Raw genomic sequence first — 20579 nt, 5'->3', positions numbered from 1 at the left:
CGACCATGAACGAAAACACGAAGACCACCCCCAACGCCCTCACCGAGTCCTACCCCGCCCAGCGCGTCTCCGACGATCTCCGCCTGCGGGTCAAGCGCCTCGCCGCCCAGCACGACGACAAGGCTGGCCTGCGGGCACAGAGCCAGCGCAAGCGCCGCTTGATCCTTAGCTACGGCGGGGCAGTCGCCGCCGTGGGAGCGGGCCTCTTTCTCCAGCCCAAGTTCGCCGCCGCTGCGGTCCTTGGCCGGATCGAGCACGCTCTCGACGGTGTCCGCACGTTCCATGAAGTGGCCTGGGAGCAAGGCAGCAACACCGAGCGCTGGTGGAAAGTGGGAGAGGTCTCCCGCACCGAGACCCCAAGCTCGACTGTAGTGATTCGCGATGGCAAGCACTACCAGTGGCTCCGCGAGAGCAACAAGGTGATCGTCCAGCCGGCGAAGCCTCTCAACAACTCGCTCAGCCGAAGCGGGTTCACCATCACCTCCCTGATCCACGACCTCAAGCGTAGCGGCTGGACGGGTAGCCTAGAGACTCTCAGCGATACCACAGAGAACGGCAAGACCTTCCAGCGCTTCCAGGTGACCATGAAGAGCTGGGAAGGCACGATGCGGGTCGTCTTGGTGGTCGATCCGGCCACGCAGCTCCCCAAGCGCTACGAAGGGTTTGTCCAGCGCGACGGAGACTGGGAGCCTTTCAATCGGATCGAGCTAGAGTACAACCAGCCCGAGAGCCCCACACTCTTCTCCGGCGAGTTCCCCGGAGCACGTGTCCTCGACCTGGAGAAAGAGAAGGTACTCTGGCAAGAGAAGCTGGAGCACACGATCGCGGAGGTGAAGCTCGGGGAGCGCACGATCCAGGTGCGCGATATCCGGGTCAACCCACAGGGTGCTGTCTTTGTTCTCTACACCGCCGGGAAGACCTTTAAGGACTACGCCTGGAAGCCGTCGGGGGCCTGGGGAACCGCCGAGCTCCCCCGAGACTGGCAGGTTCAGCTTGTCGGGGGGGGCTACAAGTGCCAGGACATCTACAACCGCCAGCTCCTCACCAAAGAGTGGAGCCTCAAGAACCTGGGAGCGCAGCCCGTTCTTCGCAGTGGTGAGGTACTCCAGGGCACGTGGTTCATTCCCACTGCCGCCCGGCCCACTGCCTCCAAGAGTGTCACGCTACGCTTTGCCGCCGCTCCCACCAACCTGCACGGGCCTGCCCTGGAGCGCGAGGGGCGGCGGGTGATGCTGGCACAGGAGACCCTCCTCCCGGACTACCGCCAGGCCAGCGTCACCCTCACGCCTACCCCACAGAGCGACTTTGTCCCGGACTACTGGCCCATCCTGGTCAAGATGCCCCTCAGCGCCGACTTCGAGGGTAAGGAGCTGCGCCAGCGCTTCGAGAGTGCACGCTCCACCGAGCTCATGCGCCACCGAGCCACCCTGCCCGAGGCGCTAGAAGCCATTCAGGCCGAAGAGGCAGCGACCCGCACACCAGACCATAACTTCTTGCTCAAGAAAACCCAGGTTCTTGGGCTCCTGGGACGGCGCGCCGAGGCGGAGAAAGCGCTGCAACAAGCCCTGACCGCCCACGCCGATCAGAGCCGCCACTTCCCCAAGCAGTATGAGGGGGACTACTTCTTCTGGGAGCAGGTCTGCACCGCCTGGTACGCAATCGGGGACGAAGCCAAGGCCGTTGAGGCGCGGGAGAAGGCACTCGCTCTCGCCCGCCCCTCGTTCCCAGGCCGTGTTACCTGGCACCAAGAGCATCCCAATGACCTGAGACCGAAGCTGGACTAGGCTAGCCCTTGGGAACAAAATGAGCCGGGGAGCGGTATCCTAGGTACAATGGTCACCGATGCCCTGGCTCCCACTCTTCCGACGGAGCGCTCACGCCCTGTGAGCGCTCCGACGTACTTGCTCTCGGTCGCGATTCCGGTCTACAACGAGAAGAACACGCTCCTGCAGATCCTGGAGCGCATCCGCGCTGTCCCGGTGCCGATGGAGATTCTTCTGGTCGATGACGGTAGCACCGATGGCACCCGTGAGCTCCTGAAAAATGAGGTCGAGGGGGTCTGGGACAATGTCCGCGTCCTTTACCACCCTCAAAACCGAGGCAAGGGCGCGGCGATTGTCACGGCGATCGGGGCGGCGGCGGGAGACTACCTCGTGGTCCAGGACGCCGACCTGGAGTACAACCCAGAAGACTACCCACGCCTGCTGGCTCCCCTGCTCTCCGGCGAGGCGCAAGTGGTCTATGGCTCGCGCTTCGCAGGGAAGGTCGAGAACATGCAGCCCGCCAACCGCCTCGCCAACTTCCTGCTGACCACCACCGCCAATCTCCTCTTTCCCCGTGCCCGTCTCACCGATGAGGCGACCTGCTACAAGATGTTTCGGATGGATGTCCTGCGGCAGTTTACGCTCCACTCCCAGCGCTTTGACTTCTGCCCCGAGGTCACCGCCAAGGTCCTCAAGCGTGGCATCAAGATCCACGAGCTCCCGATTGCGTACCGGGCACGCACCCTCGCCCAGGGAAAGAAGATCCGCCCCACAGACTTCCTTCAAGCAATGTTAACCCTGCTAAAATACCGGTTCTTCGAATAAAGTTTAAAGAGCCGGGCGTGTCCTTCCGAAAATCAAGAAGAGGATGCGTTCGTTACAAACTAAAGTTGCGTTACTACTAGGAATCTGTTTTCTTTGTTGCTTTTTGGGTCTCTATTCCTGGCAGGCACAACAACAGCACGATCTTGAACGCGCCACACAGATCCTAAAGTCTGAGGAGCGTCACCGCGCTCAGGGGCTCCTCCAGCTCATGGACAACTCGCTCAAAAACTTTAGCGAGAAGGAGAGCCTCCAGACCGAGCTGGTCACTTACCTCAAACACCCCACCGCGACCATGGGGGATAGCCTGCTGGGGACGGCCTTTGAAAAAACGGACCTGGATGCGGTCTGGGCCTTTGATGACCAAGGACAGGTTATCTACCAGCGTGTCAAGTACAGCCAGACCGCAACGTCTCCCCTGACCCCCACACAGCTCCGTGCCCGGCTCAGCATGACCCGCCTCGCGCACTTCTTTGTCGAGACCCCTGAGGGTGTCCTCGAGCTGCGGGGGGCAACAATCCACCCCACCGACGATGTGATCCGTGCCAGCCCGATTGGAGGGTTTCTTCTCGTCGGGCGCCTCTGGAATGAGGCGACCTGCCAGCAGTTTGCGAAGCTCACGGGTGCAGAGGTGAGCCTCTCTCCCACAGAGCACCCACCCCTCCCCGGTCTAGACAAGGGCAAGGCCAACCTCGAGATCCCGCTTCGTAGCGACGATGAGATTGTCGCGCATCTCCACTTGAAGTTTCCCATGCCTCTGCTCACGATGCAGCAAGAGGCACTCCGGGCAACCCCTCTCTGGCTCTTTGGCTTCAGCTCCGCGCTCATCTTAGTCCTCACTATCGCCCTCTACCACTGGGTCAGTGCGCCGCTGAAGCTCTTAACCAGCTGTCTTCGTGCCGATACCAGCTCCCCCATTGAGAGCTTTCAGCCCGATACCCAGGAGGTCTATGAGCTGGCGGGGATGGTGCGGGAGTTCTTCTGGCAGCGGCAGATCATCCAGCAAGACCGTGACCTCCTGGAGCGGCGAGTGGGAGAGCGCACTGTCGAGCTCCACAGTGCCATGAGCTCCATGTCGGAGATGCAGGCACGGCTACAGGCTGTCCTTGCCAACCTCCCGGTGGTGGTCTTCGCCCTCGATGAGAAAGCCAACGTGACCTTCTTTGAAGGGCGCGGGATGCAGAGTATCGGTATTAAGTCCAGCAAGGTTGTCGGGCGCTCGGTCTTTCGGCGCTTCCACTTCCGCGAGGAATCGGAGCACGGACGCCGCCTGCTCGATGTCCTCTCGGGAGAGGAGCGCGCCTGGACCATGCCCATTGGGCCGCGGTACTTCGATGTCCAGTGTAGCCCCCTGCGCGATTCGGAACAAAATATCCTAGGCGTTATTGGAGTTGCCCTGGATGTCACAGACCGAGTGCGCTTCGAAGACCGCCTGCTCCACCAAGCACAGCACGATGCCCTCACTGGCCTGCCCAACCGCCGGCTCTTTCAGGACCGCCTGGAGCAAGCCCTCGCCCGTGGCCGCCGCGATGGTCGCCAAGTCGCCGTGTTGTTCCTGGATCTAGATAACTTTAAGCTGGTCAACGATACCCTGGGCCACGAAGCGGGCGATATCCTACTCAAGCAGATCACCAAGCGCATTACAGGGGTTCTCGGGCCTCATCGCCTGCTCGCCCGCCTTGGAGGCGATGAGTTCACGATCCTTGTGGAGCACTTCTCCACTCCTCAGGTCGTCGAGCAGCTCGCCGAGCGCATCCGTGTGGAGATGGAGGAGAGCTTCCAGCTAGAGGGCCAGGAGGTCTTTGGACGTGCCAGTATCGGTGTGGTCTACAGCACTCCCAACTCGTCGGTGGGTGAGATGCTCCGCAAGGCCGATATCGCCATGTACCGCTCCAAAGAAGAGGGCAAGGGGCGCCACACGACCTTTGACGAGAGCATGAACCAGCATATCCAAGAGCGCCTCGCCCTGGAGTCCGACCTGCGCCATGCCCTCAGCAACGACGAGCTCACGCTCTGCTATCAGCCCATTGTCTCGCTGGTGGATGGCCGGCTGGTGGGAGTCGAGGCCCTGGCACGCTGGCACCACCCCCGCCTTGGGCCGATCGCGCCGACACGCTTTGTCAATATCGCCGAGGAGGCAGGACTCTCTATCAGCCTCGACTACTGGGTCCTGCGTACCGCCAGCAAGCAGATGGGCATCTGGAACCAGCAGCTCGCCACCCCCTTGAGCGTCAGTGTCAATATCTCCACCCGCCAGTTCCAGCGCACCGACCTCGATAAAGCCGTCCAGATGATCCTCTCGGAGAGCCAGCTGAGTGCCAAGCACCTCACCCTGGAGATCACGGAGGGTGTGATGATGCAGGACCCCCACGGCGCAGCCAGCATCCTCCAGCGCCTGAAGGCCCTCGGCGTGCAGATCGCGGTCGATGACTTTGGAACCGGGTACTCGTCGATGGCCTACCTGAGTAACCTCCCCTTGGATACCTTGAAGATCGACCGCTCGTTTATCTCCCACATGATCGAGCATAAAGAGAATGCTGCGATTGTCGAGGCCATTATCCACCTGGCCCGCGCCCTCTCGTTGAAGGTGACCAGTGAGGGAGTTGAGACCGCGGAGCAGGCCGCCGCGCTGCGCGACTTGAACTGCCAGCAGGCACAAGGCTACCTCTTTGCGCGCCCGCTCACCGTGCTTCAGATGGAGCAGCTCTTCCAGCAGCAAGCGAGCCACAGACGGGCAGCGTAGGCTAGTATTCTCCCAGTCATGCTACAATGCGGCATGAATGCACTGTTTTTTGCCCTCTGCCTGCTGGCTCCTCAGCAGGCCCCTGCGGTGCCAACCGATACCGCCAAGAAAGCCCTTGCCGTCCAAGAGCATATCGCGGATCTGAGCCTGCTCCAGTCGCTGACACCGCTCAAGCTCACCGCGCCGCAGATCGAGAAGCTCCTCCCGATCCTGAAGAAGGCACGCGAGCGCGCGGTCGAGCTCAACCGGCAGGACGACGAAGCACTGGTGGGACTTACCGGTGAGGTGGCCAAGGCTCGTGCGCAGGCGATTGCCGAGGGCACCTTCCCCGAGACGATTGAGAAGCGTATCGGGGAGACCCAGCGCCTCGCGGCCTCCCGGCGCCTTGAGACCACCCGTAAGACAGTCGCCGAGGTTCTGGAGTCGCTCCGTGAGATCCTCACTCCGACCCAAAAAGACGAGATTGAGCAGCAGAGTGAGAAGTTCTTTGGGGGCAAGCGCGTTCCCAAGGAGTACGGCAAAGAGCCCAGCAAGGCTCCCAAGTCGGTGGTTCAGGACCTGGCCATCTCCGCCTACATCGAGCGCGTGCTCCTCTTCGACCGCTCGATCACCTTGCTGGAGCTGATCAAGGCTGCCGCCAGCAAGTCGGCAAACTAAGCGGGCATAAAAAAATCGGGGCCAGGAGCTCAGTAGCTCCCGGCCCCGATTTTTTGTTGTCTAGTGGGTCGACTCTGCGGGGTGCAGAGAAGAAGCCATGGTCGGTGCGCCATGGCCACCGGAGAAGGTCACTTCCGCGCCGCCGTTCCCGTGGACATAGCCCGTCTCCCCGTGCTGGGTGAGGTCCAGGCCCGCTTCCTCTTCGTTGGCGCTAACCGCGATCCCCTTGAAGATGGCCTTCAGGATCAGGGTAATCACCACCGTCCCCACGACACCGAGCAGGATCGCCATGCCAATACTCGCAAACTGAGCCTTCATCAGCGCCCCACGGTCGTCGGGCACCAGGGAGTTGACGGCCTTATCGGCGAAGATACCGGTCGCGACCGCTCCCCACACACCGCCCATTCCATGAACCGCAAAGACATCCAGGGTATCGTCGTAGGCCTTCAGCTTGTTCTTGAGCTGGATCATGCCATAGGAGATAAAGGGGACAACCGCGCCGATAATGAGCGCCGATGTCGGAGAGACAAAGCCCGAGGCGGGGGTGATCGCAACCAGGCCCGCAACCGCCCCCGAGGCAAAGCCCAAGGCGGTGGGCTGCTTGACGTGCACCCACTCCAGCAGAACCCAGACAAGCCCGGCGGTGGCGGCGGCGATATGGGTCACCATGAAGGCGCTTCCCGCAAGGCCATTGGCAGCGCCCGCGGAGCCCGCGTTGAAGCCAAACCAGCCAAACCAGAGGATACCGGTGCCGATCAGGGTCATGGGCAGGTTGTGGGGACGGGTGTCCTCGTGCGACGAGAGCCGGCGTTTGCCCAGCAGGAATACCAGAACAAGAGCGGAGAACCCGGAGGTCATGTGGATGACGGTTCCTCCGGCGAAGTCCAGTGCCCCCATCTTAAAGAGCATACCGCCCGCTCCCCAGACCATGTGGGCCATCGGGGCGTAGACCAGCAGGCTCCAGACCGCGATAAAGACGCAGTAGGCGGAGAACTTCATGCGCTCGACAATCGCGCCAGAGATGAGGGCTGGGGTGATCACCGCAAACATCATCTGGAACGCCATGAAGACCTGGTGCGGGATCGTCATCGCGGTCCCGTTCCAGGTGAAGGTTGTCTGTCCGACTCCCTTGAGCATGACGAAGTCCGGGCCACCGAGGAATCCTGCGGTCGCTCCACTTCCGGGTGCAAAGGCCAGCGAGTAGCCCACCACCACCCAGACCACGGTGACGATCGCCATGGCGATAAAGCTCTGCATCAGGACATTGAGGACGTTCTTCGCCCGTGCCATCCCTGCGTAGAAGAGAGCAAGACCCGGTGTCATAAAGAGCACGAGGGCGGAGGCTCCCAGCACCCAAGCAGTATCTCCCGCAGAAAGATCAGGGGCTTTCTCATTGAGAACCTTCCCTTTGTCGTCCTTCATGCTCCCATCGTACTTGGTGATAAAGTCCGGGTTGGTAATTCCATTGGGATCACCAGTAACGGTCGCTGCTGCCGGAGCAGGCGCGGGTGTCGCTTCTTGGGCATGCACCACAGCCCCGAGGGGAAGCAGTGCAAGACATGCGCCCAGGAGGACTGCCAGTCTCTTGATTGGAGGGATTAACCGCATAGAGCTATCCTTTACTGCCGCAGGGAGTAGGACCCAAGGTCCAGCGGCTATCGGGTAAGTAAATACACGGTCATTTTAAGAAAACAATGTTTCAATAGTGTTTCTAAAACTTTAGGGCTCAAAACACAAACAGCCGCGCAGGATCTGCGCGGCTGTTTGTTCAGCAGGAGACGTGAGGGATCAGACGGCCTCGCCGCCACGCTCTCCTGTACGAATTCGGATGGCATCCAGTACCGGTGAGAGGAAGATCTTCCCATCGCCGATCTCACCCGTTCGTGCTGCGGTCGCGATGGCCTCGACAATGCGATCCACGTCGGCCTCCGCCACCACGATCTCCAGTTTCAGCTTCTGGATCAGGTTGACGGTGTACTCTGCACCACGGTAGTGCTGTGTGTAGCCCTTCTGCTTGCCCGCACCGCGCACCTCGGTGACGGTCATTCCGGTCACGCCGAAATCATCTAGAGCGGCTTTGACTTCATCCAGCCGCTGAGGCCGAATTACTGCTTCGATTCTTACCAGTCCTGCCACGATCGGTAGCTCCTGTTACTCTTTGGGTTTACAAATGACAGAGCGGCCGGGGCTGACGCAGAGTCTGCACAGACCCGACCGCTACTTCATGTGTATTCTACGGTCGAAATTGTTTCTGTCGTGTTTCCACCACAGAGACTATAGCTTGAAGACCTGTGCGAAGGTGACGCTGGTCTGGTCCTTCTTGATGGTTCCTGCCTTCTCCCCAGGGAAGAACGCCGCTCCCGCGTTGTCCGCACGGAACTCAAGAACCGTCCGTGCCCCCGGGAACGCTCCCTTGAGCTCGTAGGACGCCGTGATCGAGGTCATGGTCGGCTTACGGGTTGGGTCGGTGACGTAGCTAGGCAGGATGCCGGAGGTGGCATTGTTCTGCGTCAGGTACTCCGCACGGATCCCAAGGACGTTGGCGTTGCTCATGGTCTTGGTCAGGTAGCCCGTGATGCCCGTGGCGTTGTAGGTGCGGTTTGCCGCATCCTTGCCCGAGCGCAGGGTCGCGTCCACCACGATCGAGGTGCTCTCGCTCAGGGTGTTGGTATAGACCAAGTTGGCCACGTTGGTTGCCCGGTTGATCGGAGTGGCCGCCGTACCCAGGTTCTCACGAGCGAACATGGTGTTGAGCGAGAGGCTGGAGGACTTACCAGAGCGCTTGATCTGGAACCCGGCCGCCAGGTCGCGGCTCGCACCGGCCTTGACACCGTCAAAGCGATTGGCAATAACCCCGGTCAGCGAGGTGGTCTCGCCCATCGGAACCGTCGCGCGAAGCCCCGCATTGACGAAGGGCTGGAGGTACTGGTACTGGAAGGACTTGGAGAAGAAGTTATTGCTCCCCATGTCCGGGGTCTCGTAGCCCACATGGGAGAGGAACTGGCCGTAGTCCAGCGTCATGGCCTTGCTGCCGATGTTGCGCTTGGTGGTACCGTAGGCCTCTAGGATATTGTCCGTACCGTAGGCGGCGTTAAACGCCTCCTGGACACGCCCGGTAATCAGGCGAAGGACAAAGCCCGCCTTGTCATCGGCCGCAGCACGCGAGATGCTGAGCTCACCCAGGTTGACCGTAAACTGGCCGTCGGTGCTGTTAAAAAGATACGTGTTGTTGCGTGTGTTAGGCTTGTTGAAGTTGTACGTGTAGTTCGCCTCCAACTGCCCACCTACTGTCACACCATCTGCTGCAAGAGCCGAGGGTGCAAGTGCTGCGACGCCAAAAGCGGCGAGCGCAAACTGCAAACGAGTTCGCATGAGAAACGAAGCCTCCATAATTGTCTGAATGGTTCCCTCAGTGCCACAGTACGCCCCCTCCTAAGGGTCGGCGTACCAGCGCCATTGCGGACCACCCTGTTAGAGTTCGAAAACCCGCATAAGGGTACATGAATTTTAGGCGTTTTGTCAAACGAACTTTAGGTACTGGCACAAATACCGTGAAACCGCTTCCCCAACTTCCTCAAGCGAGAGCTCCGTCCCTGCCAGCTCGCTCAGGCTCACCACCCGCTTACCGGCCTGCCCACAAGGCACAATGGTCTCAAATCCCGCCTGAACACGGCTGTCCACATTGAGCCCAAAGCCATGGTGGGTCACCCAGCGCTGCACCCGAACCCCAATCGCCGCCAGGTACCCCGTGCCATCTTCCGTCCAGACCCCCGCGTGAAAGTCCACCCGCCCAACAGCCACCCCAAAGTCCGCTGCCGCGCGAATGATCGCCTCCTCGAGAGTCCAGACATACTTGTGGAGATCACGCCTCCCCTCCCCCAGATGGACAATCGGATAGCCCGTGAGCTGCCCCGGCCCGTGGTAGGTGACGTCCCCGCCGCGGTCGGTCGCCACCAGCTCGATCCCCCGCGCGGCGTACTCTGCCTCACTCAGCAGACGGAACTCCGGTTTGGCGGTCTTGCCGTAGGTGACCACGGAGGCGTGCTCCACCAAGAGAAGCCCATCTGGTACCTCGTCGGCGATCCGCATCGCCACCCGCGCCCGCTGCCGCTCCCAGCCCTCGTGGTAGCCGATTAAGCCCTCGGAAAGTAAATTGATTATCTCCAAAACTAGCCTCTTGGGGTAGTGTACTCGTCGGAGCAAGAAAATGCCGCGACGAAAAAGGCCATCGCCGATCTATCTGGCCTGGGAAAAGATTGTCTTTGGGGAAGACAAGTACTCCCCCAAATCCCAACAGGCTTGGGCTGCGCTCTGGCAGCAACATGCTGAAGGGGATGTACTTGCCGAAACCGCCATCGCCGATGTGGAGCGGCTCGCCTCCCTGGGCTATGATCTGGCCGCCAAGCAGGGGGACTGGCAGGTTGCAAAAGAGCGGATTGAGCGCTACTTCCAACATCCGAACTGGCAGAACGACGAGCCAATCGGTCAGCTCAATGCCCAAACATACCTATCGCGCGCACTCTGGGAGTGCCACGAGGAAAACTCAGCACTACAGCTCTGGGTAAGATTGATACGGCAACCAGGGAAAGATCAGAAGCTTGCTTGCTTGCTAGTGCTTCAGCAACTGTTGGGAATCTGCCAAAGCCATCCCAGCACAACCCCTACCCGAACTTTATTTAGTGCCGTGGTTCGTGAGGTATTTGAGAAACTGACCGAGACAAAGCTACCCCCTGTAGAGATTCCTAAAGAGGGTATTTGGGCAGGATTCACCTACGGCGAGCTGGCCGCCCTGCTGGACAGGGCACGGACGGCCAGAACAAACACGGAATCGCACTAGCCCACACCCAGCCCGGCACGGGCTTTGCGGCCGAAGGCCATTGCAGACGCCGGTTTATGTATGTTGCGAATTTAATCCGTGAGTGCGTTCAGAGGCATTTCTGACAGGCAGCCGCCCTCAGAATTCCTCGACAAAAAGAGGGCAGTCAACTCACCTTCGAAACTGACGGATTAATTACGCAACATACATCAACCGGCGGCAACTAGCGCTGGGCCGCCTTGACCTCGGCGAGTTTTTCGTCGATGGCCTTGCGCGCTGCGGTGAGCTTCTCCTCGATAAAGGGCAGGTCCGCCGCCGAGGCACGCTCCAGCTTGAGTTCTTCCAGCATCGCGGGAATCTTCTCCACAATCTTGGCCATGCCGCGCCCCGCGCTAAACGTGGTCTCATCGCGCTTGCCCAGCAGGCTCGGGAGCTCCAGAACCGGCGCGGCCAGGATCTCATCGGCGAGAGCGGGGCTCTCCCGGATCGCCTTGGTCAGCTTACCGGTATCGTCGGCGGAGAGCTTCTCGCCCTTGATCTTCTCGACCAAGTGGGCCTGCAAATCCGGCTGGTCGTTGAGCTGGCGCAGGAACCGCCCGTGCTTCTCGGTGAGGTTGCCGTCGGCGGGGCGGTTGGGCGAGGCGACGATCTGCTCGGAGATGGCCTCAGGGAGCTCCAGAAGGTCCAGCAGGTAGCCCACGGTCCGCTCGGAGATTCCCAGGCGCTGCCCGAGCTCTTTATGGGTCGCCCCCAGGGTGTCTTTGAGCTGGGTCAGGGCCTTGGCCTTGTCCAGCGGCGTCAAGTCCTCGCGCTGGAGGTTCTCCACCAGCTGCTCGGCCATCTTCTCGGGGGTCTCATCGGCGAGGCTCCGCACGATACACGCTAGCTCCGTGAGCCCCGCCTGCCGCGATGCCCGCCAGCGGCGCTCTCCCGTGACAATCCGGTAGGCATCGACTCCCTCCAGCGCCACCACGGTGATCGGGTTCAGGAGCCCATGCTGGCGGATCGAGTCGGCGAGCCCCGCCAGCGCTGCCTCGTCCAGCACCTTTCGAGGCTGGTCGGGGTCTTCAATAATCTTCTCAATCGAAACAAACTTCAGTTCCACGTGTCTTCTCTCCGGCAATCAGATGTTCGCCTGGCATTATACCCGATGCTTGAGCCACCGATCGAGCAGACAGCCCCCCGCAATCCCCGCCGCGTAGCAGCCCAAGTCACCAAACGAAAAGCTCCCCCCGATCGCCAGCGCCCCGAGCGTGCTGTGCCGAAGCGCCTCCAGCCACGGCGTGTGCCAGAGCTGGCTCACCTCCACCAAGACCGCGATCCCCAGCGCCAACGCCGCCCGCCGTGCCAGAGGCCAGCGGGGAAAGGCCACGCCCACCAGCGCCAAGACCAGCAAGGCCCAGAGCGCATCGCCCAAGGCCGAGCCAAGTGCTTCGTCGTGGCGCTTGAGCGGCCGGGTCGCCAGCCCCAGAGGGACACAGGCCAGCGCCAGCGTCCCCCAGCGTGCCCGTGCCGTGCTAGAAGCGGAGCCCAACACCCAGCTCCAGCCCGGAGAGGTTCAGCCCATGCAGCGCACCCACCGAGCGCCAGCGCGCCTCGGCAAAGGCCCCCATCCCCACCGCGGTTCCGATATAGACACTGCCGTAGGGCGCGACGCTCCCCGTGTTAAGCCCATCTGCCTCACTGCGCAGGTTGGCGTAGGCCCCGCCCAGGCTCACACCCGCGTAGGGCATGAAGGTCGGCAGGCGGAGCTTCTCTCCCTCAACGGGCTTGAGGGAGTAGAGCGGCCACTGGTACTGCGCCCCCAGCAAGGCCATGAACGCACGGTTGTTGAACGCCCCGACCTGCTTGGCCTGGGTCATCAAGGTGGTGTCAGACATCAGCATCGGGATCGGCGGGGGGATGACTGGCCCCAGCCCCGGCGAGAAGCTAAACCAGTTGCCCCCAAAGCGCGTACGCACCGCCGCACTGGCAGGCAGGTAGGTGCCCGCATTGAGGCCGTACATCGGGACATGAGGGAGCTTCGGTCGAGGCTCTTCTGTCTGCGCCAGAGCCAGAAGCGCAAGGATTAAAGTCGGCATGGCCTACTATAAGCCACAAAATGATATTCTGAGGGCATGAAATTCACCACACTGGCCGAGGCCGACGCTGCTCTCACGGCCGCAGTTGCTTGCTTTGACCAGACCCGCAAGCTCTCGTCCGCCGAGCGCCACGCCATCCTTACGGCGATCTCCGCGGGCCTGCAAGACCAGCGCGAGGCCTTTGCCCAGCTCCTCTGCGCCGAGGCAAAGAAGCCGATCCGCGATGCCCGTGTCGAGGTGGACCGCGCCGCGCTGACCTTCTCGCTGGCCGCCGACGAAGCCCGGCGCTTTGGGGGCGAGCTTCTTCCCCTCGATCTGAGCGCGGCGGCAGTCGGGCGCATGGGGCTGGTGCGTCGGTTCCCGCTCGGCCCCATCGCTGCTGTCACGCCGTTCAATTTCCCGCTCAACCTCGTCGCCCATAAAGTCGCCCCAGCGATTGCGGTCGGAGCGCCCGTGGTTCTCAAACCTGCAGAGAAGACTCCCCAGACCGCCCTCAAGCTCCAGGAGCTGGTCCATGCCTGCGGCTGGCCCGAGGCCGCCTTTGCCGTGCTCACGCCCGAGACGCCCCAGGAGATCGGGCACTTGCTCGCCGACGATCCCCGGCTCCCGGTCTTCTCCTTTACGGGCTCGGACACGGTTGGGTGGGCGCTCAAGCAGCGCGCCACTAAAAAACGGGTGATCCTGGAGCTGGGAGGCAACGCCGCGGTTCTGGTCGATCACGCCTCCAAGGTCGAGCATGCCGTGGGCCGCTGTGTCGTGGGCGGCTTTGCCTACTCGGGGCAGGTCTGTATCTCAGTGCAGCGCATTTTTGTGGTCGAGAACTACTTTGAGGCCTTCTGTGCAGACCTCGTGGCGCGCGTCCGTGCCCTCAAGCTGGGCGATCCCGCCGACGAGACCACGGACTTGGGGCCGATGATCACCGAAGACGCCGCGATCCGGGTGGAGCAGTGGGTGGAGCAGGCGAAGGCGGCGGGAGCTCGGGTACTCCTCCAGGGGCCGCGTGATGGGGCGCTCCTGGCCCCCAGCATCCTCACCGCTGTCCCGACAGACCAGCCCTTGGTGCGCGATGAGGTCTTCGGCCCGGTGGTGATTGTCGAGCCTGTCGCCAGCTTCGATGAGGGAATCGCACGCATCAACGCCAGCCGCTTCGGCCTGCAAGCGGGGGTATTCACCTACGACATGCGCCGCGTCCTCCAAGCCCACCAGGAGCTAGAAGTCGGCGGCGTGATTATCAACGATGTGCCTACGTTCCGCAGCGACGCCATGCCCTATGGCGGCGAGGGCGACTCGGGAGTCGGGCGTGAGGGCATTCGCTGGACCATGGACGAGTACACCAGCCCGCGGGTGCTGGTGCTCTCGGCCTAGCCGCCGCCGTAGATCACGGGCTTGAGCGTGCCGATGTAGGGAAGCGAGCGGTAGCGGCCCAGATAGTCCATCCCGTAGCCGACCACGTACTCCTCCTCCACCGCAAAGCCGCAGTAGTCGGGCTCCAGGTTGATCCCCAGCGCACGGCGGCGCACGGGCTTATCCAGGAGGGTGCAGACCCGCAGCGACGCGCACTTTCGGGCGCTGAGCATGTCCAGCAAGTACGAGAGGCGGCGCGACATGGCGGGATTCAAGACATCCTCGACCACCACCACATGGCGGCTCTCCACGGGCTCATCGAGGTCCTTGAGGATCTTCACCACGCCGCTCGCCTTGCTCCCCGTGCCGTAGGTGCTCACGGAGACAAAATCAAAAGCGAGGGGGATATTGATCCGCCGCACAAGGTCGGCCATGAACAGGGTCGAGCCCGTCAGCACTCCCACCAGCAAGAGGTCCTTGCCCTCATAGTCGCGCGCGAGCTGTGCGCCCAGGGTGCTCACCCGTGCCGCGATCTCTTCTTCGGTAATCCGAATGGTCTCAATGTCTGGATGCATGTCTTCCTCAGTCCGCTACAAGGTCAAACCAGTCCACATCGCTCAGCACCACCTTGGGGGTCGTGCTCCCGACAGGAAGCTCGTAGAGGTCGTACGCCGTCTTATCGGCAGTCGTGGGGCGGGGCGAGAGGAACAAGACCGTCTTGTTGTCCTCACTAAACCGGGGGCGGGCGACCTCGCCGCTCACCAAGCGCCGGGTCTGCAGGCCCGGCCCCTCCGCCAGCCAGAGGCCACGGGGCAGGGAGGCAAAGACCACTTTCTTGCCATCGGGTGAGAGCGCGGGCCAGAGCGCGGCCCCATAGACCGGTGTCCCGCCGAGCGGTGGCACGGGGGTCCAGGCAGTGCCCACCGCAAGATTGCAGACTACCAGCGGTGCCGAGCCCGCCTCGCGCCCTAGCGAGACCGCCGCCAGATAGGTCGAGCGCGCATCCGGCTGGGTCACCGCCGCCAGTGACTTCCAGCGCCCGTCGGCATCCACCAGAGCCGTCCCCGCCTGCGCATCCACCGAGAGCGTCGTCACCCCCGGAGCAGCCCCCACGCGCGTGCACCCCAGATAGAGCGTCCGACCATCCGCACTCCAGGAGAGCGAGACCAGGCTCCAGTCATTGAGGGTGGTCGCCTCGCCGCCTGCGACACTCGCGCCGATCTCGGTGATCCCGCGCCCTTGACGGTCTTTCAGGGAATCGGTGCTAAAGAGCTTCTTCTGCCGTCGCCCGGTGATATCGCTTAAAAAAACGGTGACGGGCCGGGTCGCGAGGTTCCCCTCCGTCTCGGTGCTGGAGGTCTTGGTCCAGACAATCCGGCGCCCGTCGGGCGAGGCCGCCCAGAGTGTCCCGGTGGCTCCGCCGAGCTCAAGCACCTTCCGCGACTCTTTCCCATCACGGCTGGCGCTGTAGAGTGCCCCGCCCCGCTGGAAAATAAACCGCTCGGCATGCGCCGCGCCGGTCAGCACAAGCGCCAGACCCATGGCAACCAGACTTTGCACCTTCATTTCGCCCCCCAGTGTACCGTATTTTGGCCCCCAATAAAGGTATAATTTCGCCTATGATGCTCACCGACGACCAGCTTGCCGCCTTCCACGACCAGGGTTTTCTGATCCTCCCCAGCTTCTTCAACGACGACGAGATGGCGGGCTACAAGGCGGACATGGACCAGATCCAGGCCCTGCGCGAGGCCAAAGAGCCCGTGCCCTACCTCTGCCAGCTCCCTCACCTCGGTCCCCTGATTGTCCACCCTAAGACCCTCGCGATGGTCGAGCAGGTGATGGGGCCCGGCTTTGCCTTCCACCACCTGCACGCCAGCCGCCAAGGCCCCGGCACCCCCGGCGCGAACTGGCACCAGGACTACGAGCAGGAGCCCCAGGTCAACCGGAGCCACATCATGGTCCATGTGTTCTACTACTTCAACGGCCTCAACGGCGAGGTTGGGGACCTGGTGGTGCTGCCGCGGACCCAGAACACGGTGATCGCCAACGGAGCGCTGGGGCACCTGGGCCAGCAAGTGCTCCCCGGCGAGGTGGTTGTCGATGATCTTCCGCCCGGCTCGGCGGTGCTTGTCTACTCCGCGCTCTGGCACGCCCGCCGCGCCAAGCCCGGCGGCGAGGACCGCGTCCGCTACTTCGCCGATGCGTCGTACTGCCAAGCGGGAGTGAAGTGGCCGTCGTATCACAATGCCCAGTGGCGCGAGATCCTCGCCGCCGCCCGGGAGAACCTGGGCCACGAGACACTCTTCGCCGACGACCACTTCTTCGATGTGCGGGCCGGCAAGGCGGCGTGGCGCGAGCGGCAGGGCAGTTTAGTGCTTGATATACTGCCTACTGTATGAGTGCTCCACGAACCGCCTCCCTCTCCCGCCAGACCTCCGAGACCGATATCACGCTCTCGCTCGACCTCGACGGCGATGGCTCCAGCCAGCTCGCCACGGGAGTGGGATTCTTTGACCACATGCTCACCCATGTCGCGCGGCATGGGCTGCTCAATCTGCAGATCACAGCAAAGGGCGACTACCATATCGACGACCACCACACGGTCGAGGATGTCGGAATCTGCCTAGGCCAGGCGCTGAAGGCAGCCGTCGGCGATAAGAAGGGCATGACCCGCTACGGCGATGCGACCGTCCCCATGGACGAGTCCCTGGTGCTGTGCGCGCTCGACTTCTCCGGGCGCGGCGGCGCACATATCGCCCTCGAGTTCCCCGACACCCGTATCGGCACCTTCGCGGTCGAGCTGGTCGAGGAGTTCTTCCACGCCGTCGCCCGTGAGGCGGGGCTAAATCTTCACATCCGGCTGATTGTCGGCAAGAACGCCCACCATATCGCCGAGGCTACGTTTAAGGCCTTCGGGCGGGCGCTGCGCCAAGCGGTCGCGCTGGATAGCCGTGTCACTGGCATTCCCTCGACCAAGGGCGTGCTCTAGATGATCGCGCTGATCGACTACGGTGTGGGCAACCTGCGCTCGGTGGAGAAGGCGTTCGAGTCGCTCGGCCACGCCATCAAGGTCACCAGCGATCCCGCCGAGATCGCCGCCGCCGACAAAGTGATCTTGCCCGGTGTGGGTGCGTTTGGTGCGGCGGAGAAGACCCTGCGTGCACGTGGCCTGGAGCAAGTCGCCCTCGATGCCGCGCACTCGGGCAAGCCCTTTCTGGGAATCTGTGTCGGGATGCAGCTCCTCTTCGACACCAGCGAGGAGATGGGCGAGCACCCCGGCCTCGGCCTCATCCCTGGCCGCGTCCAGCGCTTCCCGGACTCTCCCGGCATCAAGATCCCACAGATCGGCTGGAACGCGCTGAGCTTTCCCAAGGCGAGCCCGCTCATGGCCGGCCTAGAGCCCGGCGCGATGGTCTACTTTGTCCACAGCTTCTACTGCGCCCCCGAAGACCCAAGCGTCGTTGCCGCCCAGACCGAGTTCACGCTGACCTACTGCTCTGCGGTCTCCGTCGGCAATATCTTCGGTGTCCAGTTCCACCCCGAGAAGTCCGGCAAGGTGGGACTGCAAATTCTCGACAACTTCGCGCGGCTTTAAATCCGCCGCTGGGTGCGGGCTGAGGAACAGATTCAGTAGCCCGGCATGGGCTTTGCGGCGGAGGAACGACGCCATTGCAGACGCCGGTTTCAACCGGCGGTCTTGAGAGGAGGTTTGAGATGCAATTACAGCAAGCGGAGAGGTCGTTGCCAGAGACGACTCTGAAGCGTTTCTTTTGGCTCGCGCTGTTTATTTTCGCTCAGGCTCTCCTCCTCGCCTCGTTCTTTTCTCCTCTTCAACAGTCCGCACGGATACTGGCTTGCGATATGGTCAACATTGTGGTGGGAATTCTGATGTACTGGCTAACCCCAAAGTGGAAGCTGCATTATAGGATTTTTGCCTATGTCGGAGTGATGACGCTCCTGTTTCTACTCATGGAACGTTTCATAGCAGCGGGGAACTTCGTGCCGGGAATGGGGCGCATGTCGGCTAGATTCTTGCTGCCCTTGCTGATGGTGATTATTATCTGGCCGCTGGCATCACTGCGGGACAAGAACTCACAGCGGGATAAAAAATGCGACAAGGAAATCGAATGGGACTAGAGATAATTCCCGCCATTGATCTATTTGGCGGGCAGGCGGTTCGTCTGCGAAAAGGCGATTTTGGGACGAGCGAGAAAGTGGCCGACGATCCTATCGCGACCGCGCGGGGGTTTGAGCAAGCCGGCGCGACACGGCTACATATCGTCGATCTAGACGGTGCCAAGACCGGGGAGGCGACCAACCATCCGGTGATTAAGGCGATTCTAGCGGCGGTGAGCATCCCCGTGCAGGTGGGCGGGGGGCTGCGGACGCCGGAGAAAGTTGGGGCGATGCTGGCGCTTGGGGCGAGCCGGGCGATTGTCGGGACGAGCGCGGCGGGCAACCCAGAGGCGATCGCGGCGATCCTGGCGCAGTACGGCGAGCAGGTGATTGTCGGGGCCGATGCCAGCGACGGTTTTGTCGCGACCCATGGCTGGAAAGAGACCAGCGGCGAGCGCGTCGAAGACTTCTGCAAGCGCATGGCGGCGCTGGGCGGGCGGCGCTTTCTCTTCACCGATATCGCCCGCGATGGCATGCTCGAAGGGGTCAATGTCGAGGCAACCGCAGCCCTCGCTGAGGCAGTCGGGCTACCCGTGATCGCATCGGGCGGTGTGGCCGGAATCGCCGATATTGAGAAGCTCACTGCCGTGCAACAAAGCGGCGTAGAAGCTGTCATAGTCGGCAAAGCGCTCTACGCGGGACGGCTATCGCTCGCCGATGCCCTGCGGGTAGCACGAGGATAGACCTATGGGACCAGGCGAGACATTTGCGTTTATTTTTTTCACCATCTTCGGCTTTGCAGGATTCAATGCCATGCTCAAGCACCGCCTAAAGATGGCGGAGATAAAGATGCGTGGCATCCAGTCAAACGATGCCTCAACCCAGGCTGCAATTGAAGAGCTCCGCAACGAGGTGCGCCAGCTCCGCGACACGACCATGCGCTACGACATGTCCTTCGACGCCGCCCTCACCCGTATGGAGGAGCGTGTCGACCGCATCGAGACACGCACCTACACCACCACCGCCGCCAACGACCCGCTGGCACGCCTGAGAACGGAGCAGTAGCATGGAAGCCTTCATGATCCTGGGGGTCATCTTCGTGGGGCTTGTCTCCATTATTGGGGTCCTTGCCTGGCACAAGCAGGAGCTGGAGAAGATCCGTGCGCGCAAGGGGGGCGAGGGTACGGTGCAGCTCAGCGATGAGCTCCGCGCGGAGCTCAATGCGCTCAAGGAGCAGGTTCTGGCCCTCCGTGACACGACCACGAAGTTCGATCTCTCCTTCGATGCCGCGCTAGACAGCATGGAGGCGCGGGTCAAGCGGGTCGAGGAGCGCCAGCTCACGCAAGGCTATCAGACAAGCGACGATGCCCAGAAGCTGACCGTGGGGCGCTAGGCCATGCAGGAAACCAAACCCCTCCCCAAGCGCAAGTGGGTTCCCAGCGGTCTGATTCGCAGTAAAGAGCTGAGCGAGCTCAGTGGCTTGGCGGCGAGCCGCCGCTACCCCGGCATCTTCTGGGGCCACAACGACAGTGGCGACTCGTCGCGCTTCTTCGCCCTCCGCGCCGATGGCTCTGTGGTAGCGGAGATCGAGGTGCGCGATGCCAAGAACCACGACTGGGAAGATATCGCCCTTGATGGCAAGACACTCTATATCGCCGATATGGGCAACAACGACAACAAGCGCGATAACCTCTGTGTCTACAAGCTCGACGAGCCCAATCCCAGCAGAGGCGACCAGAAAGTCGATGCCACCAAGCTGCGTGTCGCCTACCCCGACCAGAGCGAGTTCCCCCCCAAGAAAGAGGCCTGGCGCTTCGACTGCGAGGCCGCCTTTGTCTTTCGAGGCAAGCTCCATGTCCTGACCAAGCAGCGTGCCGCAGGGATGCGCTTTCTCCCGCTCGATAACACCACGCTCTACCGCCTCGACCAGGAGGACACAGAGAAGGTGAATGTCCTCACCAAGCTGGATAGCCGCACCCAGCTCGGGGGCTGGGTAACCGCCGCCGATCTCTCGCCCGATGGCAAGACCCTCGCTGTCCTCACGCACCTAGTGGCATCGGTCTGGCTCTTTGATGTCCGCGGTGCGACCGACAAGCTCCTGACCAAGCCGCTCCAGCGGATCCTCCTCGACGATGCCAAGCAGTGCGAGGCGCTGTGCTTCAGCGACAACCAGACCTTGCTCCTGGGCAACGAGCAGCGCGAGCTGTTCTCGCTCTCGCTTGCGGTACGATAGGGGC

General features: G+C 62.2%; 23 protein-coding genes. 14 read left to right on the top strand and 9 right to left on the bottom strand.

Going from position 1 to position 20579, the window contains the following annotated elements; translation table 11 throughout:
* The first annotated feature begins 5 nt into the window (after nucleotides 1-5).
* The 4 genes from HNQ39_RS07030 (at nucleotide 6) to HNQ39_RS07015 (ending at nucleotide 5985) form a co-directional block, all read left to right on the top strand.
* Entirely contained in the window at nucleotides 6-1784 is a 1779-nt protein-coding gene (locus HNQ39_RS07030; protein WP_184193233.1) for a LolA family protein, read from the top strand.
* Nucleotides 1785-1832: 48 nt separating this feature from the next.
* Nucleotides 1833-2588 (top strand): glycosyltransferase family 2 protein, encoded by a 756-nt coding sequence (locus tag HNQ39_RS07025; RefSeq protein WP_184193232.1) that lies wholly within the window; start codon nucleotides 1833-1835, stop codon nucleotides 2586-2588.
* A gap of 103 nt (nucleotides 2589-2691) precedes the next feature.
* Nucleotides 2692-5328, top strand: a complete 2637-nt coding sequence (locus HNQ39_RS07020; protein ID WP_184193231.1) for a bifunctional diguanylate cyclase/phosphodiesterase — start codon at nucleotides 2692-2694, stop codon at nucleotides 5326-5328.
* Nucleotides 5329-5361: 33 nt separating this feature from the next.
* Nucleotides 5362-5985, top strand: coding sequence for a hypothetical protein (locus HNQ39_RS07015; RefSeq protein WP_184193230.1), 624 nt, complete (start codon nucleotides 5362-5364; stop codon nucleotides 5983-5985).
* A gap of 60 nt (nucleotides 5986-6045) precedes the next feature.
* Here HNQ39_RS07015 and HNQ39_RS07010 read toward each other — a convergent pair whose 3' ends face one another.
* The 4 genes from HNQ39_RS07010 to lipB form a co-directional block, all read right to left on the bottom strand.
* The gene (locus tag HNQ39_RS07010) at nucleotides 6046-7593 is read right to left on the bottom strand and encodes an ammonium transporter (RefSeq protein ID WP_184193229.1); all 1548 of its coding nucleotides are present in this window, start codon (nucleotides 7591-7593) and stop codon (nucleotides 6046-6048) included.
* 180 nt (nucleotides 7594-7773) lie between these two features.
* Nucleotides 7774-8112: a P-II family nitrogen regulator gene (locus HNQ39_RS07005; RefSeq protein WP_184193531.1), complete on the bottom strand. Its 339-nt coding sequence runs from the start codon at nucleotides 8110-8112 to the stop codon at nucleotides 7774-7776.
* A 147-nt stretch (nucleotides 8113-8259) separates the two neighbouring features.
* Nucleotides 8260-9357, bottom strand: coding sequence for an outer membrane beta-barrel protein (locus HNQ39_RS07000; RefSeq protein ID WP_184193228.1), 1098 nt, complete (start codon nucleotides 9355-9357; stop codon nucleotides 8260-8262).
* 147 nt (nucleotides 9358-9504) lie between these two features.
* Nucleotides 9505-10152, bottom strand: a complete 648-nt coding sequence (lipB, locus tag HNQ39_RS06995; protein WP_184193227.1) for a lipoyl(octanoyl) transferase LipB — start codon at nucleotides 10150-10152, stop codon at nucleotides 9505-9507.
* A gap of 40 nt (nucleotides 10153-10192) precedes the next feature.
* On the opposite strand from lipB, the gene HNQ39_RS06990 reads away from it, so the two are divergent.
* Nucleotides 10193-10822 carry a hypothetical protein gene (locus HNQ39_RS06990; protein ID WP_184193226.1) on the top strand — a complete coding sequence of 210 codons (630 nt, stop codon included), beginning with the start codon at nucleotides 10193-10195 and terminating at the stop codon, nucleotides 10820-10822.
* A gap of 202 nt (nucleotides 10823-11024) precedes the next feature.
* Here HNQ39_RS06990 and HNQ39_RS06985 read toward each other — a convergent pair whose 3' ends face one another.
* The 3 genes from HNQ39_RS06985 to HNQ39_RS06975 are packed head-to-tail and all read right to left on the bottom strand — an operon-like array spanning nucleotide 11025 to nucleotide 12882.
* Nucleotides 11025-11906, bottom strand: a complete 882-nt coding sequence (locus HNQ39_RS06985) for a ParB/RepB/Spo0J family partition protein (RefSeq protein ID WP_184193225.1) — start codon at nucleotides 11904-11906, stop codon at nucleotides 11025-11027.
* Nucleotides 11907-11942: 36 nt separating this feature from the next.
* Complete coding sequence (locus HNQ39_RS06980; RefSeq protein WP_184193224.1) at nucleotides 11943-12335, bottom strand: ribosomal maturation YjgA family protein; 393 nt, start codon at nucleotides 12333-12335, stop codon at nucleotides 11943-11945.
* On the bottom strand, nucleotides 12319-12882 hold the full coding sequence (locus HNQ39_RS06975) for a hypothetical protein (RefSeq protein WP_184193223.1): 564 nt from the start codon (nucleotides 12880-12882) through the stop codon (nucleotides 12319-12321). The genes HNQ39_RS06980 and HNQ39_RS06975 overlap by 17 nt, the downstream gene beginning before the upstream one ends.
* Nucleotides 12883-12918: 36 nt before the next feature.
* Between HNQ39_RS06975 and HNQ39_RS06970 the strand changes: the two genes are divergently transcribed.
* Nucleotides 12919-14247, top strand: a complete 1329-nt coding sequence (locus HNQ39_RS06970) for an aldehyde dehydrogenase family protein (RefSeq protein WP_184193222.1) — start codon at nucleotides 12919-12921, stop codon at nucleotides 14245-14247.
* Here HNQ39_RS06970 and hpt read toward each other — a convergent pair.
* Nucleotides 14244-14801, bottom strand: a complete 558-nt coding sequence (gene hpt, locus HNQ39_RS06965) for a hypoxanthine phosphoribosyltransferase (RefSeq protein ID WP_184193221.1) — start codon at nucleotides 14799-14801, stop codon at nucleotides 14244-14246. The two genes, HNQ39_RS06970 and hpt, sit on opposite strands and share 4 nt — an antisense overlap.
* A gap of 7 nt (nucleotides 14802-14808) precedes the next feature.
* On the bottom strand, nucleotides 14809-15792 hold the full coding sequence (locus tag HNQ39_RS06960; protein ID WP_184193220.1) for a TolB-like translocation protein: 984 nt from the start codon (nucleotides 15790-15792) through the stop codon (nucleotides 14809-14811).
* A gap of 53 nt (nucleotides 15793-15845) precedes the next feature.
* Between HNQ39_RS06960 and HNQ39_RS06955 the strand changes: the two genes are divergently transcribed.
* From HNQ39_RS06955 to HNQ39_RS06920, 8 genes are all read left to right on the top strand, one after another.
* On the top strand, nucleotides 15846-16625 hold the full coding sequence (locus HNQ39_RS06955; RefSeq protein WP_184193219.1) for a phytanoyl-CoA dioxygenase family protein: 780 nt from the start codon (nucleotides 15846-15848) through the stop codon (nucleotides 16623-16625).
* Nucleotides 16622-17215 carry an imidazoleglycerol-phosphate dehydratase HisB gene (hisB, locus tag HNQ39_RS06950; RefSeq protein ID WP_184193218.1) on the top strand — a complete coding sequence of 198 codons (594 nt, stop codon included), beginning with the start codon at nucleotides 16622-16624 and terminating at the stop codon, nucleotides 17213-17215. The genes HNQ39_RS06955 and hisB overlap by 4 nt, the downstream gene beginning before the upstream one ends.
* On the top strand, nucleotides 17216-17821 hold the full coding sequence (gene hisH / locus HNQ39_RS06945) for an imidazole glycerol phosphate synthase subunit HisH (RefSeq protein WP_184193217.1): 606 nt from the start codon (nucleotides 17216-17218) through the stop codon (nucleotides 17819-17821). It abuts the gene before it with no gap.
* Between the two features lie 119 nt (nucleotides 17822-17940).
* Nucleotides 17941-18363 carry a hypothetical protein gene (locus HNQ39_RS06940; protein WP_184193216.1) on the top strand — a complete coding sequence of 141 codons (423 nt, stop codon included), beginning with the start codon at nucleotides 17941-17943 and terminating at the stop codon, nucleotides 18361-18363.
* The gene (gene hisA, locus HNQ39_RS06935) at nucleotides 18354-19085 is read left to right on the top strand and encodes a 1-(5-phosphoribosyl)-5-[(5-phosphoribosylamino)methylideneamino]imidazole-4-carboxamide isomerase (RefSeq protein WP_184193215.1); all 732 of its coding nucleotides are present in this window, start codon (nucleotides 18354-18356) and stop codon (nucleotides 19083-19085) included. Before HNQ39_RS06940 ends, hisA begins: the two co-directional genes overlap by 10 nt.
* Before the next feature lie 4 nt (nucleotides 19086-19089).
* Complete coding sequence (locus HNQ39_RS06930; RefSeq protein WP_184193214.1) at nucleotides 19090-19407, top strand: hypothetical protein; 318 nt, start codon at nucleotides 19090-19092, stop codon at nucleotides 19405-19407.
* Nucleotide 19408: 1 nt separating this feature from the next.
* Nucleotides 19409-19735 (top strand): hypothetical protein, encoded by a 327-nt coding sequence (locus HNQ39_RS06925; protein ID WP_184193213.1) that lies wholly within the window; start codon nucleotides 19409-19411, stop codon nucleotides 19733-19735.
* Between the two features lie 3 nt (nucleotides 19736-19738).
* Nucleotides 19739-20575: a hypothetical protein gene (locus HNQ39_RS06920; protein WP_184193212.1), complete on the top strand. Its 837-nt coding sequence runs from the start codon at nucleotides 19739-19741 to the stop codon at nucleotides 20573-20575.
* The last annotated feature ends 4 nt before the right edge of the window (nucleotides 20576-20579 follow it).

This window comes from Armatimonas rosea (assembly GCF_014202505.1).
Classification (GTDB): Bacteria; Armatimonadota; Armatimonadia; order Armatimonadales; family Armatimonadaceae; genus Armatimonas; species Armatimonas rosea.
This window is presented reverse-complemented; position numbering and strand designations above follow the sequence as displayed.

What these genes read in the sequence shown, in the direction of transcription:
- HNQ39_RS07030 (WP_184193233.1), top strand. Translation starts at nt 6, where the DNA reads ATGAACGAAAACACGAAGACCACCCCCAACGCCCTCACCGAGTCCTAC.
- HNQ39_RS06955 (WP_184193219.1), top strand. Translation starts at nt 15,846, where the DNA reads ATGATGCTCACCGACGACCAGCTTGCCGCCTTCCACGACCAGGGTTTT.
- HNQ39_RS07025 (WP_184193232.1), top strand. Translation starts at nt 1,833, where the DNA reads ATGGTCACCGATGCCCTGGCTCCCACTCTTCCGACGGAGCGCTCACGC.
- HNQ39_RS06930 (WP_184193214.1), top strand. Translation starts at nt 19,090, where the DNA reads ATGGGACCAGGCGAGACATTTGCGTTTATTTTTTTCACCATCTTCGGC.
- HNQ39_RS06925 (WP_184193213.1), top strand. Translation starts at nt 19,409, where the DNA reads ATGGAAGCCTTCATGATCCTGGGGGTCATCTTCGTGGGGCTTGTCTCC.
- HNQ39_RS06975 (WP_184193223.1), bottom strand. Translation starts at nt 12,882, where the DNA reads ATGCCGACTTTAATCCTTGCGCTTCTGGCTCTGGCGCAGACAGAAGAG.
- hisH (WP_184193217.1), top strand. Translation starts at nt 17,216, where the DNA reads ATGATCGCGCTGATCGACTACGGTGTGGGCAACCTGCGCTCGGTGGAG.
- hisB (WP_184193218.1), top strand. Translation starts at nt 16,622, where the DNA reads ATGAGTGCTCCACGAACCGCCTCCCTCTCCCGCCAGACCTCCGAGACC.
- HNQ39_RS07010 (WP_184193229.1), bottom strand. Translation starts at nt 7,593, where the DNA reads ATGCGGTTAATCCCTCCAATCAAGAGACTGGCAGTCCTCCTGGGCGCA.
- HNQ39_RS06920 (WP_184193212.1), top strand. Translation starts at nt 19,739, where the DNA reads ATGCAGGAAACCAAACCCCTCCCCAAGCGCAAGTGGGTTCCCAGCGGT.
- HNQ39_RS06940 (WP_184193216.1), top strand. Translation starts at nt 17,941, where the DNA reads ATGCAATTACAGCAAGCGGAGAGGTCGTTGCCAGAGACGACTCTGAAG.
- HNQ39_RS06990 (WP_184193226.1), top strand. Translation starts at nt 10,193, where the DNA reads ATGCCGCGACGAAAAAGGCCATCGCCGATCTATCTGGCCTGGGAAAAG.
- HNQ39_RS07015 (WP_184193230.1), top strand. Translation starts at nt 5,362, where the DNA reads ATGAATGCACTGTTTTTTGCCCTCTGCCTGCTGGCTCCTCAGCAGGCC.
- HNQ39_RS06970 (WP_184193222.1), top strand. Translation starts at nt 12,919, where the DNA reads ATGAAATTCACCACACTGGCCGAGGCCGACGCTGCTCTCACGGCCGCA.
- hpt (WP_184193221.1), bottom strand. Translation starts at nt 14,801, where the DNA reads ATGCATCCAGACATTGAGACCATTCGGATTACCGAAGAAGAGATCGCG.
- hisA (WP_184193215.1), top strand. Translation starts at nt 18,354, where the DNA reads ATGGGACTAGAGATAATTCCCGCCATTGATCTATTTGGCGGGCAGGCG.
- HNQ39_RS07000 (WP_184193228.1), bottom strand. Translation starts at nt 9,357, where the DNA reads ATGCGAACTCGTTTGCAGTTTGCGCTCGCCGCTTTTGGCGTCGCAGCA.
- HNQ39_RS06960 (WP_184193220.1), bottom strand. Translation starts at nt 15,792, where the DNA reads ATGAAGGTGCAAAGTCTGGTTGCCATGGGTCTGGCGCTTGTGCTGACC.